14 protein-coding genes and 2 tRNA genes are annotated in these 11,878 nt (G+C 72.6%); 14 read left to right on the top strand and 2 right to left on the bottom strand.

What is annotated here, in order from left to right; all coding sequences use genetic code 11:
• The first annotated feature begins 122 nt into the window (after positions 1 to 122).
• The 4 genes from ACF1BE_RS03025 (at position 123) to ACF1BE_RS03010 (ending at position 3,809) form a co-directional block, all read left to right on the top strand.
• Positions 123 to 548, top strand: a complete 426-nt coding sequence (locus tag ACF1BE_RS03025) for a hypothetical protein (protein WP_392197210.1) — start codon at positions 123 to 125, stop codon at positions 546 to 548.
• Between the two features lie 126 nt (positions 549 to 674).
• The gene (locus ACF1BE_RS03020; RefSeq protein WP_392197209.1) at positions 675 to 1,961 is read left to right on the top strand and encodes a glutamate-5-semialdehyde dehydrogenase; all 1,287 of its coding nucleotides are present in this window, start codon (positions 675 to 677) and stop codon (positions 1,959 to 1,961) included.
• Between the two features lie 117 nt (positions 1,962 to 2,078).
• Positions 2,079 to 2,651, top strand: coding sequence for a hypothetical protein (locus tag ACF1BE_RS03015; RefSeq protein WP_392197208.1), 573 nt, complete (start codon positions 2,079 to 2,081; stop codon positions 2,649 to 2,651).
• An 87-nt stretch (positions 2,652 to 2,738) separates the two neighbouring features.
• The gene (locus ACF1BE_RS03010) at positions 2,739 to 3,809 is read left to right on the top strand and encodes a hypothetical protein (RefSeq protein WP_392197207.1); all 1,071 of its coding nucleotides are present in this window, start codon (positions 2,739 to 2,741) and stop codon (positions 3,807 to 3,809) included.
• A gap of 13 nt (positions 3,810 to 3,822) precedes the next feature.
• On the opposite strand, the gene ACF1BE_RS03005 is transcribed toward ACF1BE_RS03010, so the two are convergent.
• Positions 3,823 to 4,911 (bottom strand): M48 family metallopeptidase, encoded by a 1,089-nt coding sequence (locus ACF1BE_RS03005; protein ID WP_392197206.1) that lies wholly within the window; start codon positions 4,909 to 4,911, stop codon positions 3,823 to 3,825.
• 104 nt (positions 4,912 to 5,015) lie between these two features.
• Between ACF1BE_RS03005 and ACF1BE_RS03000 the strand changes: the two genes are divergently transcribed.
• The 9 genes from ACF1BE_RS03000 (at position 5,016) to ACF1BE_RS02960 (ending at position 10,301) form a co-directional block, all read left to right on the top strand.
• Positions 5,016 to 5,180: a hypothetical protein gene (locus ACF1BE_RS03000; protein WP_392197205.1), complete on the top strand. Its 165-nt coding sequence runs from the start codon at positions 5,016 to 5,018 to the stop codon at positions 5,178 to 5,180.
• Between the two features lie 188 nt (positions 5,181 to 5,368).
• The gene (locus ACF1BE_RS02995; protein WP_373909548.1) at positions 5,369 to 5,533 is read left to right on the top strand and encodes a hypothetical protein; all 165 of its coding nucleotides are present in this window, start codon (positions 5,369 to 5,371) and stop codon (positions 5,531 to 5,533) included.
• 56 nt (positions 5,534 to 5,589) lie between these two features.
• A complete protein-coding gene (nadD, locus tag ACF1BE_RS02990; RefSeq protein WP_392197204.1) occupies positions 5,590 to 6,276 on the top strand; it encodes a nicotinate-nucleotide adenylyltransferase in 687 nt (228 codons plus the stop codon).
• Positions 6,277 to 6,292: 16 nt separating this feature from the next.
• On the top strand, positions 6,293 to 8,014 hold the full coding sequence (locus ACF1BE_RS02985) for a LytR C-terminal domain-containing protein (protein ID WP_392197203.1): 1,722 nt from the start codon (positions 6,293 to 6,295) through the stop codon (positions 8,012 to 8,014).
• Between the two features lie 122 nt (positions 8,015 to 8,136).
• Complete coding sequence (gene rsfS, locus ACF1BE_RS02980) at positions 8,137 to 8,583, top strand: ribosome silencing factor (RefSeq protein ID WP_121788842.1); 447 nt, start codon at positions 8,137 to 8,139, stop codon at positions 8,581 to 8,583.
• On the top strand, positions 8,574 to 9,248 hold the full coding sequence (locus tag ACF1BE_RS02975; RefSeq protein WP_392197400.1) for a histidine phosphatase family protein: 675 nt from the start codon (positions 8,574 to 8,576) through the stop codon (positions 9,246 to 9,248). Before rsfS ends, ACF1BE_RS02975 begins: the two co-directional genes overlap by 10 nt.
• Positions 9,249 to 9,340: 92 nt before the next feature.
• A tRNA-Ala gene (locus ACF1BE_RS02970) sits at positions 9,341 to 9,413 on the top strand.
• A gap of 477 nt (positions 9,414 to 9,890) precedes the next feature.
• Positions 9,891 to 10,064 carry a hypothetical protein gene (locus ACF1BE_RS02965; RefSeq protein ID WP_014672673.1) on the top strand — a complete coding sequence of 58 codons (174 nt, stop codon included), beginning with the start codon at positions 9,891 to 9,893 and terminating at the stop codon, positions 10,062 to 10,064.
• Positions 10,065 to 10,067: 3 nt separating this feature from the next.
• Positions 10,068 to 10,301 carry a hypothetical protein gene (locus tag ACF1BE_RS02960; protein ID WP_030653820.1) on the top strand — a complete coding sequence of 78 codons (234 nt, stop codon included), beginning with the start codon at positions 10,068 to 10,070 and terminating at the stop codon, positions 10,299 to 10,301.
• On the opposite strand, the gene ACF1BE_RS02955 is transcribed toward ACF1BE_RS02960, so the two are convergent.
• Complete coding sequence (locus tag ACF1BE_RS02955; RefSeq protein WP_392197202.1) at positions 10,291 to 11,502, bottom strand: glycosyltransferase 87 family protein; 1,212 nt, start codon at positions 11,500 to 11,502, stop codon at positions 10,291 to 10,293. The two genes, ACF1BE_RS02960 and ACF1BE_RS02955, sit on opposite strands and share 11 nt — an antisense overlap.
• Positions 11,503 to 11,641: 139 nt before the next feature.
• On the opposite strand from ACF1BE_RS02955, the gene ACF1BE_RS02950 reads away from it, so the two are divergent.
• Positions 11,642 to 11,714: transfer RNA gene (locus ACF1BE_RS02950), tRNA-Ala, on the top strand.
• The last annotated feature ends 164 nt before the right edge of the window (positions 11,715 to 11,878 follow it).

Genomic DNA, 11,878 nt, shown 5'->3' with positions numbered 1-11,878 from the left:
CGGAGCCGTGGGGCCTGCTCAACTTTGTCCCGGGGGCATGTTGAAGGTACACGTTCCGGCAAGGGGTCCTGTGGGCCGTGCGGACACGCACGGCGTGCGAGGCATGCGTGAAGGAGGCGGTCGTGAGACGAGCGCGCCCTGGGACGGCGTCCCGCGGTGCTCTGACGAGCGTCGCGGCCGGGGACACGTATGAGGAGCCCGCGGACCTGCCCCGGCTGTGGCACGTCACGCTCAGCGTCTCCGGCAGGAAAGTCCCCCTGCCCGAGCTGCGGCGGGCCCTGGAACAGCTCGCCCACGACCATCCCTTCCTGCTGACCAGCAGATACGCGACCGACCACGCGGAGATCCGGTACTGGGAGGAGGCCCGCGACCTGCACGACGCCGCCGCCGTGGCGCTGCGCCTGTGGGGCGAGCACCGCCAGAGCGCCGGACTGCCGGCCTGGGAGATCGTCGGCCTGGAGGTCATCGACCGCGAGACCTACCACCACCGCATCGCCGAGGGCTACGGCCCCGCGCCGGCGATCCCGGTCGGCGTGCACCCGTTCTGAGCCGGAGCACGGGCGATCGGCGGACCGGGCCGGGGAAAGGCGCCGGTGGAGGTTCACCCCTTTTGCGGTGTCTCGGGGTGTGGGACGGCCGCTGAACGGCCGCGCCCCGCGCACTACCCTTCCCTCATGACCACGCTCTCGCCGTACGACTCGATGTCCCCGGTCACCCAGGCCGCCTACCGGGCCAAGGCCGCCGCCGCCGACCTCGCGCCGCTCCCGCGTGCCGTGAAGGACGACGCGCTGCTCGCCATCGCCGACGCCCTGGAGGTCCGGACCACCGAGATCGTCGAGGCCAACGCCGAGGACGTGGCCAGGGCCCGGGAGGCCGGCACCAGCGAGGCCATCGTCGACCGGCTCACGCTCACCCCCCAGCGGATCCGCGCCATCGCCTCCGACGTCCGTGACGTCGCGAAGCTGCCCGACCCGGTCGGCGAGGTCGTCCGCGGCTCCACCCTCCCCAACGGCATCGACCTGCGCCAGGTCCGCGTCCCGCTCGGCGTCGTCGGCATCATCTACGAGGCCCGTCCGAACGTCACCGTCGACGCCGCCGCCCTCTGCCTGAAGTCCGGCAACGCCGTCCTGCTGCGCGGTTCCGGCTCCGCCTACGCCTCCAACACCGCCCTCGTCCGGGTGATCCGCGACGCCGTCGGCGGCGCCGGGCTGCCCGCCGACGCCGTCCAGCTGGTGCCGGGGGAGAGCCGCGACTCCGTGCGCGAGCTGATGCGCGCCCGCGGCCTGGTCGACGTCCTCATCCCGCGCGGCGGCGCCTCCCTGATCCGGACCGTGGTCAACGAGTCCACCGTCCCCGTGATCGAGACCGGTACCGGCAACTGCCACGTCTACGTCGACGCCCAGGCCGACATCGACACGGCCGTCGAGATCCTCGTCAACTCCAAGGCCCAGCGGGTCAGCGTCTGCAACGCCGCCGAGACCCTCCTCGTCCACCAGGACATCGCCGCCGAGTTCCTGCCGCGCGCCCTGGACGCCCTCGCCGAGGCCGGCGTCACCGTCCACGCCGACGAGCGGGTCATGGCACATGCCAAGGACTCCCGGGCCACCGTGGTCGAGGCGACCCCGGAGGACTGGGAGACCGAGTACCTGTCCCACGACATCGCCGCCGCCGTCGTCGACTCCCTCGACAAGGCCGTCGAGCACATCCGGCTGTGGACCTCCGGCCACACCGAGGCCATCGTCACCACCTCCCAGCAGGCCGCGCGCCGCTTCACCCAGCTGGTCGACTCCACCACCGTCGCCGTGAACGCCTCCACCCGCTTCACCGACGGCGGCCAGTTCGGCTTCGGCGCCGAGATCGGCATCTCCACCCAGAAGCTGCACGCCCGCGGTCCGATGGGCCTGCCGGAGCTGACCAGCACGAAGTACATCGTCACCGGTGACGGGCACGTACGCCGCTGACCGTCGCCGTGCCGCCGTACGCCCGGGAGGGCCCGGGTGTCCGGAAAGGTGTCTCGCCGGGCAGACGGAACTCCGTACCGTCTGCCCAAACCGACCCCCCAGGTCTACTCTGGATCCGTGCCGGAGGACGTGGGGGGCACGCCGTTCCCTGACGGCTGGGAGCCCGACGACGACCACGACCACGGGGTGTCGGACGAAGAGTTCGCCTCCGTGGTCCTCGACGAGGCCTTCGTGCGGGCGGCCACGGTCCACGAGCCGACCGCCGTCGAACGCCTCCTGGCCGCCGCCCGGGCCAGAGCCGAGGCATCCGAGGCCGACGCCCGCCGCACGCATCCCCGGGGCGAATCCCGCGGCGACGGCTACGGCCCCGAGGGCACCGGATCCGGCCAAGATCCGGACGACGGCGAACTGGACGGCACCTACGTCCTCGGCGGCCACCACGGCCCCTACGGCCCCTTCGGCAAGCAAGTCCGCTGGCACCGCCCGGTGGCCTGGATCCTCGCCGTCGTGATGGGCATCGGCATGATCGCCCTCGCCTTCGCCGCCGTCTACCGGGGCAGCTCCCCGGGCACCCGGGACCGGGTGCCCGCCCCCGCATCCACCGGCCGGGAACAGGGCAGCGCCGCCGCCCCCTCCGTTCCCGCCGGCGTCTCCCGGCCGGCGGCCCCGGCCGTCCCGCGCTCCCCCTGAAGGCCCGCCCGCCCTTGGTGAGAACCTGTCAGAACTTGTCCCGTAGCAGGGCGTTTACCGGCGCCCCACGAGACCTACCCTGAAGGTATGGGCGGGCGTGGAGACCCCCCGGAGGGCACACCCGAGGGCGGTCCCTCCGGCGCCGAGGACGAATACCGATCCGTCGTGTTCGACGAGTCGTTCGTCCGGGCTGCTCGCCTCCAGGAGTCCTCCGCCGCGGAGCGGATGGCCGACCACGCCCCCGCCGTACGCCGCCGCCCGCCCCTGCACCGCGGGCTCACCCGGCAGGTCCTGGTCCTCGTCGTACTGATCGCCGTCGCCTTCGGCACCGCGGTCTACCTGGGCGTCCGCCACTCCGCCGGCTCCCCGCAGGCCCGGCGGTCCCCGGAGCCCCTGCGGATGACGGTCGTCCCGCTGGCACCGCAGGGCAGGGTGCCCGGCGCCGCCGACCCGGAGAGGATGTACGCGCGCAGCCCCGCCGCCCACTTCGACACCGGTGCCGAGGGCATACCGCTGCCCGCCTCCCGGGCCACGGCCCACTTCTCCGGCAGCCAGGTGGTGGCCGCGCTCACCACCGCCAAGGACTACCTCGTCCGCTCCTCGCTCTACCCCGAGGTGCTGACCGGCCGCGAGGTGAGTCCCGCCCGCGTCCTGCTCGACCCCGACCAGCTCGACCAGTTCGACCGGAGCTTCGACCGGCCCACCGCGGACGGCCGGCACGCCCCCACCGGCTGGGTGGTCCGTCTCGACCCGGCCCGGGCCCGGCTGGCCGACCACCGGATCCGCGTCCAGGGCAGTCTGGAGGCCTCCGAGACCGACCCGGCGACGCTGGAGGTCACCGCCGACCACACCTTCGTCTACGCCCTGCGTCCCGCCGGTTCCGCCGCCGGCGCCCCCGTCTCCCTGTTCACGGTCCGCCGCGAGCTGACCTTCCGCTTCGACCGCACCGACCTGCGCACCCACCAGGTCCAGCTGACGGCGTCCTACGTCCAGGCGGGCCCCCTCGCCTGCGCCGAGGACTCCACGGCCTACCTCCGCCCCCTCCTCGCCGGCCAGACCGCCCGCTCCGGCGGCCCCACGGGCACCGACCCCTACGCGACGGACCGCCCGGCCGTGCTGTGCGGAACCCTGTCCTCCGGCGCCCAGCCGGCGGTGTGAGCGGGGAGCCGCCCTACTCCTCCCGGTCGCCGCTCGCGGCGTCCCCCTTGGCGGACGGCGGGCTGCGAAAGCCGTCGAAGCCCCGCCGGACCCGGCCGCCCAGGTCGCCCGCGCCGCCCGCGAGGTCCGTGACCAGCTTCATCAGCGGATCCTTGGAGTCCTTCACGTCGCCGGCGTAGCTGGCCGCCGACTCACGGAAGGAGTCGCCGACGGAGGTGTCCTTGTCCTCGTCGCGCCGCGGGTAGTGGCCGTCCATGATCCGCTGGTGGTCCCGGGACTCGGCCCACTTCTTCAGCTCGGCGGCCCGCACGGTGGTGAACGGGTGCGAGCGGGGCAGCACGTTGAGGATCTTCAGCACGGAGTCCCGCAGATCGCCCCCCGAGTCGTACTCCTCGGCCTGCTCCAGGAACGCGTCCACGTTCATCTCGTGCAGATGGTTGCCGCCCGCGATCTTCATCAGACCCCGCATCGACGCCCGCACGTCCTGGCCCACCAGCAGACCGGCCCGGTCCGCGGACAGCTCCGACTTGCGGAACCACTCCCGCAGCGCCGTGACGATCGCCATGATCGCCATGCTGCCCAGCGGGACCCAGGCGACCTTCAGCGCGAGGGACGTCAGGAACAGCAGGATCGTGCGGTACACCGAGTGTCCGGACAGCGCGTGTCCCACCTCGTGCCCGACGACCGCCCGCATCTCCTCCTCGTCGAGCAGCTCCACGAGCCCCGTGGAGACCACGATGACCGGCTCGTCCAGGCCGATGCACATCGCGCTCGGTTGCGGGTCCTGCGTGACGTACATCGGGGGGACCTTCTCCAGGTCCAGGATGTAGCAGGCGTCCCGCAGCATGTCGTGCAGGTGCGCGAACTGCCGCTCGGAGACGCGCACCGAGTCGGACAGGAACAGCAGCCGCAGGCTCCGCTCCGGCAGCAGTCCGCTGAGCGCCTTGAACACGGCGTCGAACCCGGTCAGCTTGCGCAGCGCGACCAGAGCCGAACGGTCGGCCGGATGCTCGTACGCACGCGAGGAGATCCCCGGGAAGCGCCTGCGCTGCCTGCTCGGCACGCGCTCGGTCCCCGTGCGCTGGTGGCCGTCGTCGGACATGTCTTCCCCCATGTGCGTGTGAGTGCCCGCTGTGGTGCCCCCGAGGCGGGGCCCAGCCTAGGCGCAGATACCGTGGACGGGCAGTACACCGAAGGAGTCCGCCCATGGAGCACCACCCCGCGGCCGCCCGGCTGACCGAGGCCGCCGCCGTCGCCGTCCAGCAGCACGGGACCGGAAACCTGCTCCGCGTCGTCCTGGTCGTGATGGTCATCGGCTGCGCACTGACCGCCTGGTTCCTGCTGCGCGGCTACAAGCGCAAGGACGACTGATCACCGGCGAAAGTTCCCGCCACCCCGCCGCGCCCCGCAGCACCCGGCTCCGCCCCTGTCGTCCGCCCCGGGTGGGCCGCCGGAGCCCGGCCGTCCCGACAGCGGAGTCGGCGTGATCGGCGCGGGACCGCCCGCTTACGATGAGCCGACATCTTTATTCCGCCCACACGCGATAGGTCCTGCCGAAGATGAGCTTCCACAGCGCCGCAGCCCAGTTGGTCACCCTCGCCGCCGAGGGCGAGGAGCACGGCGGAAACCACAACAGCCTGAACCCGGCCCTCACCGGCGGCGGCGCCCTGATCGTCCTGCTCCTCCTGCTGTGGATCACCACCCGCTTCAACCGCGACCGCTGAGCGGGGACGCCGTCCCCGGCCGGACGCCGCAGGCCGGGCCGGTAGGGTCTGCACGCATGGGAGAGCAGGACATGCCTACCGGTCCGGCGCACGAGTCGGCCCGCGACACGGTGAAGCACCCGCAGCACGGACCGGGCAACGGCCCCGCCCACACGGGCAGGCGGCGCCTGGGCGTCATGGGCGGAACCTTCGACCCGATCCACCACGGGCACCTCGTGGCGGCCAGCGAGGTCGCCGCGCGGTTCCAGCTGGACGAGGTGGTGTTCGTCCCCACCGGCCAGCCGTGGCAGAAGTCCCACCGCGACGTCTCCCCGGCCGAGGACCGCTACCTGATGACGGTCATCGCGACCGCCGAGAACCCCCAGTTCTCCGTCAGCCGCATCGACATCGACCGCGGCGGCCCCACCTACACCGTGGACACCCTGCGGGACCTGCGCGCCCTCAACCCCGACACCGACCTCTTCTTCATCACCGGCGCCGACGCCCTCGCGCAGCTGCTGACCTGGCGCGACTCCGAGGAGCTGTTCTCCCTCGCGCACTTCATCGGCGTGACCCGCCCCGGCCACCAGCTGAGCAACCCCGGCCTGCCGGAGGGCGGTGTCTCGCTCGTCGAGGTGCCGGCGCTCGCCATCTCCTCCACGGACTGCCGTGGGAGGGTCGCCAAGGGGGACCCCATCTGGTACATGGTGCCGGACGGAGTGGTGCGCTACATCGACAAGCGCGAGCTGTACCGCGGCGAGTGAGCCGAGAGGGGCACCGGTGAACGACCGATACGACGCGGGGGACGCGGCCTACGGCGCGGGCCCGTACGAACTCGTCGGCTACGACGAGTACGGCCGGCCCATGTACCGGCAGGTCCCGGCACAGCAGGCTCCGCAGGCGGCCTACGACCCGTACACCCAGCAGCAGGGCTACGGCCACGACCCCTACGCCACCGGCCGGCAGCCGTCCCACGACGCCGGCCACCAGCCGTCCGCGTACGAGCAGCCCTACGGCACCCAGGCCCCGTACGCCCCGCACGACCCCTACGACCCGTACGCCCCCGGCCCCCAGGCCGCCCCGGGCCACGACCCCTACGGGCAGGCGGCGAGCAGCGGACAGCAGCCCCGGGCCGCCGAGCACACCGCCTACATCCCGCAGCAGGCCGGTCCCGCCGAGGACACGCGTTCCGCGCCGGAGGACGAGCCGGCCCCCGGCGAACGGGACCACCACACCGACCCGTTCCCCTTGGCCGAGGACCCGGACGGTGACCCCGAGGACGTCATCGACTGGCTGAAGTTCACGGAGAACCGCACCGAGCGCCGCGAGGAGGCCCGCCGCCGCGCACGCGGACGGATCATCACCCTCCTCGTCGTCCTCGCCCTCGTCCTGACCGGCGGCGCCGGCTACCTCTGGTACGCCGGAGACCTGCCCGGCCTGTCCTCCTCCGGCGGCGGAACCGGCAGCGCCACACCCGTCGCCGCCCAGAAACGCGACGTGATCGTCGTCCACCTGCACAACACCGGCAAGGGCGGCACCTCCACCGCGCTGCTGGTCGACAACACCACCACCAGGCAGGGCACCACCGTCCTGCTGCCCAACGCCCTCGCACTGACCGGCGACGACGGCTCCACCACGACCCTCGCCAAGTCCGTGGACGGCGACGGCGCCTCCGGCACCCGGGACCAGCTCGACACCGTTCTTGGCACCAGCATCCAGGGCAGCTGGCGCCTGGACACCCCTTACCTACAGAACCTCGTCGAACTCGTCGGCAACATCGAGATCGACACCGACACCGACGTGCCCGACCCGGACGCCGGGAAGAAGGGCACCGCCCCGCTCGTCCACCGGGGCCACGAGCAGACCCTCGGCGGCAAGGCGGCCGTGGCCTACGCCACCTACCGCGCGGCCGACGAGTCCCAGAACGCTCAGCTGCAACGGTTCGGGCAGGTCATGCAGGGCGTGCTGCGCAAGATGTCCTCCGACCCGTCCGCGGCCACCACCACCGTGCAGACCCTCGCGCAGATCCTGGACCCGCCGCTCACCGACAAGGACCTCGGCGCCTTCCTCGCCCGGCTCGCCGACCTCGCCAAGAGCGGCGCCTACAGAACCACGCTGCTGCCCGTGCGGACGGACGGCACACTCAGCGCGCAGACCAGCGACAGCGTGGTGAAGGACATCCTCGGCGGCACCGCGAAGAGTCCCGGCGCGGGCTCCGCGGTCCGGGTCTCCGTGCAGAACGCCACCGGAGCGAAGGACGCCGCCGACAAGGCCCGCGTCGTGCTCCTGAACGGCGGCTTCACGTTCCTGGAGGGCGGCGGTGCCTCCGGTACCCAGGTCACCTCGAAGGTGGTCTACGCCGACACCGCCCGCAGGGCGGACGCCACCGAGGTCGCCAAGACCCTCGGGCTGCCCGCCGGCTCCGTCACCCGGGGCACCGTCTCCTCCGGCGCCGACGTCTCGGTGGTCCTCGGCGGCGACTACCGGCCGTCCGCCTCCTGACGGCGAGCCGCCGCTCGGCCCGCCCGGCCGGGGCACCCTGCGTGAGTCCGTCATCACGTGGGGTGCCCCCGGCGGTCCGTGAGACCCTTGAAGTCAAAAGTCCGCCGACGGAAAGCCAAGTAGTGACCGCCACAGACCGTTCTGTTCACCTCATCAACACCGCCGCCCAGGCGGCGGCCGACAAGCTCGCCCACGACGTCATCGCCTACGACGTCAGCGACGTGCTGTCGATCACGGACGCCTTCCTGCTGGCATCCGCGCCGAACGACCGCCAGGTCAAGGCCATCGTCGACGAGATCGAGGAGCGCCTGTCGAAGGAACTCGGCGCCAAGCCGGTCCGCCGCGAGGGCGACCGTGAGGCCCGCTGGGTGCTGCTCGACTACGTCGACATCGTCGTCCACGTCCAGCACAGCGAGGAGCGGGTCTTCTACGCCCTGGAGAGGCTGTGGAAGGACTGCCCCGAGCTGGAGCTGCCCGACGACGCCAGAGCCACCCGCGGCAAGGGCGAGGAGCACGCCCGCGAGCGGGCCGCCGAGGCCGACCAGGAACCGGGCGGGGACTGGTCGTGAGCGCCACCGGTGAGGTGACCGACCGCAGGGACCGGGGCCGCCGCATCATCCTGTGGCGGCACGGCCAGACCTCCTGGAACGTGGAGCGCCGTTTCCAGGGATCGACCGACGTGGAGCTGACCGAGACCGGCGTCGACCAGGCCCGCCGAGCCGCCCGGCTGCTCGCCTCCCTGCGCCCCGACGCGATCATCTCCTCGGATCTCCGGCGGGCCGCGTACACGGCCGCCGAGCTGGCCGCCCTCACGGGCCTCGACGTCATCCGCGAGGAGGGCCTGCGCGAGACCTACGCGGGCGTCTGGCAGGGGCTGACGCACCAGGAGATCATCGCCCGCCACGGCGAGGAGTATGCCGCCTGGAAGCGCGGCGAGGCGGTGCGCCGCGGTGGCGGCGAGCTGGAGTCCGAGGTCGCCGACCGGGCCGCGCCCGTCGTGCTGCGGCACGCCGAGAAGCTGCCGGAGGACGGCACCCTCGTCGTCGTCAGCCACGGCGGCACCATCCGCACCACCATCGGCCGCCTCCTCGGCCTGGAGGCCGGGCACTGGGAGAGTCTCGGCGGCCTCTCCAACTGCTGCTGGTCCGTGCTGGGCGAGGGCGCCCGCGGCTGGCGCCTGCTGGAGCACAATGCGGGCACCCTCCCGGAGCCGGTCCTCGGCGACGACGACTGACCGTCCCGGAAGCCCCGACCCCGGATTTCACTTTCCGGCTGGTCACAGGCTAAAGTTCTTCTTGTTCGCCCCGCCGAGCGGGAAGAACGCGAGGGGCTATAGCTCAGTTGGTAGAGCGCCTGCATGGCATGCAGGAGGTCAGGAGTTCAATTCTCCTTAGCTCCACAGGTCGACACTCCGTCGAGTTGTCAAAGATCGGTGATGAGGATCCCGTCCCCTCAGGGGGCGGGATCCTCTGCGTCCGGTCCGCTCTGCGTCCGGCGGCGGACGCCTCCACCGCCTTCAGCGCCGGACGATTCCCTCGGCCTCCACGTCGCCGGGCCGGAGCTCGCCTTCAGCCCGACACGCGCCGGAGCGCCGGCGACCGTGCGGCCCGCGCCCGCCGGCGACGGTCACCCCGCTCGGCCGGATGATGGGTGTGGCGGCATTCGGCACACTGTTCCCGAACGGCTTGAGTCTTCCGGAGGTCCGCTGTCGTATAGCTCCGCGGAGGCGTTCTCCGTGTGCGCCGGCGCACCGGCCGGCAACGGCGGCGTGGGCGCCGTGTCAGGACCGGTACTGAGGCGTCGCTGACCGTATTGGTCCGGCCGTGGCAGAATCAAACGGCCGGAAGGGGGCGCTGCCCGACGGGAGGGAGTAGCGATGCCTGCGAGCATCCTCGAGGAGGTGGGCCACCTCCTCGGTGCCGCGTTGATACGGGACACGACCACCCGGCTCAGCTGCCCTTCCTGCGGTTCCGCGCACGTGGCGCAGGTCCTCGGTGACAACGGCGGGATCTCCTACGTGTGCACGGCCTGCGGCCACAGCTGGAGCTGATCGATGGGGGCACACAGGCGAAAGTGCGACTGGTGCGGGAGCGGGACACCGATCGTCCGGGACATGGAGCCGATCAATCCCGACTACCAGTACTGGTGCGAGGAGTGCGCGCGGGCGCTGATCATAAAAGGCGACCCGATCGAGACCTACCGGGAGCTGGAGGGCGAGCCGATCTACGGCCGGCTCCTGGAGGAGCACTGCACGCTCAAGAGGTTCTACCAGTTCGTCACGGCGTGACGCGGACCGCACCGGACCCGGTCCTCGGCGACGATGTCCGGGGCAGTGCGAGGAAGAGCGCACCGGCCCCTCCGTAGAGGGCCGAAAGCGCCAATTCGGCCCCCGTGAGACGCAGTTCCGGGCGGCCGGTGCCGTGGGGCACCCACCAGGGGGCGTACGAGCAGAAGACCAGCAGCGCGCCCAGCGCCGCCGCCCGGTGTCCGCGCGTCCACAGGAACAGCACCACGGGCACGCACCACACCCAGTGGTGGGTCCAGGACACCGGGCTGATCAGCAGGGCGGTGACCGCGCAGCCGCACACCGCCCGGGCCCGCTGGCCCCGCAACTCCGCCCGCGCGGCCAGCGTGAGGCCCACGACGGCCGTCAGGGCCGCGCAGGCCGCCCAGAGCGCTCCCGGGTCGGGTGTGTGCAGGAAACGCGCCAGAACGCCGCGCAGGGCCTGGTTGGCGGTGTCCTCGGCGTGGCCGGCCCGGCCGGCCCGCAACACCGTGTCCGTCCAGAACCGCCAGGAGTCGTACGGCAGGACGGCCGCCGCCAGCAGGGTCGCCCCGGCGAACGACACGGCCGCCCCGCGCGCGTGCCGCAGCCACGGCGCCCCGACGCCGCCCCGCAGGCGGGCCGTGACGCCCGTGGCGAGCAGGAACACCGGGAACAGCGCCGGCGTCAGCTTGACCGCCGCGGCCAGCCCCAGACCCAGTCCGCTCCATCGGTCGTACCCGCCGGCGGGGCGGCGGGTCAGGTCCCACAGCACCAGGACCGCCAGCAGCAGGTTGACCTGGCCGTAGCGCAGGGTCGTCCACACCGGCTCGCACCACACGGCCGGCGCCGCGACCCACCAGACGGTCTCCATGCGCGCGTGGCCGACGAGTTCCAGCGAGAGTCGTACGAACGCCAGCAGCAGTGCGAGGTTGCCGGCCGTCGCCAGCGCGCGCAGGACCGCCGTGTCCAGCAGGGGCAGCGGCGTGAACAGCAGGGCCGCGAACGGCGGGTAGGTGGCCGGCAGGTGCGCGGCCGTCGCCCGCAGCGCGTACAGGTCACCGCCGGCGCGCACGGCGGCGCCCTCGGCCCGGTAGACCATCAGGTCGATCATCGACACGCGCGCGGCCCGCTGCGCGGCCCAGAACACCGTGAACGACAGCAGGCACACCCCCGCGGCGACCGGCGTCCGGCGGAGGGCTGCGGAGAACGCGATCACGGGCACGAAGGCGGACAATACCGCGCCGACCGGGACAGAGCGGGAAACGATTTGGTACCGCACCCCAGGGACCGTGTAATGTTGGCGTCGCCGCCGGGGAAACCGGGCGGAACGCAGAACACGCGGTCCCACCGCGTGGCGGCACGGGGCTATAGCTCAGTTGGTAGAGCGCCTGCATGGCATGCAGGAGGTCAGGAGTTCAATTCTCCTTAGCTCCACATAAGTCGAAGGCGGACCATCCCACGGATGGTCCGCCTTCGGCGTGTTGCGCCCTGTGCCGCACACCACAGGACACGCGAACGGCGAGGGGGGGGGGCCCCCCCCGGGGGCGCCCCCCCCCCCGGGGGGGCGGGGCCCCCCCCCCCCCGCCCCCCCCCCCGCG

It is taken from the genome of Streptomyces sp. NPDC014991, assembly GCF_043080665.1.
Lineage (GTDB): Bacteria > Actinomycetota > Actinomycetes > Streptomycetales > Streptomycetaceae > Streptomyces.
The sequence above is the reverse complement of the archived record's forward strand: the minus strand, read 5'-3'. Positions and strand labels throughout refer to the sequence as shown.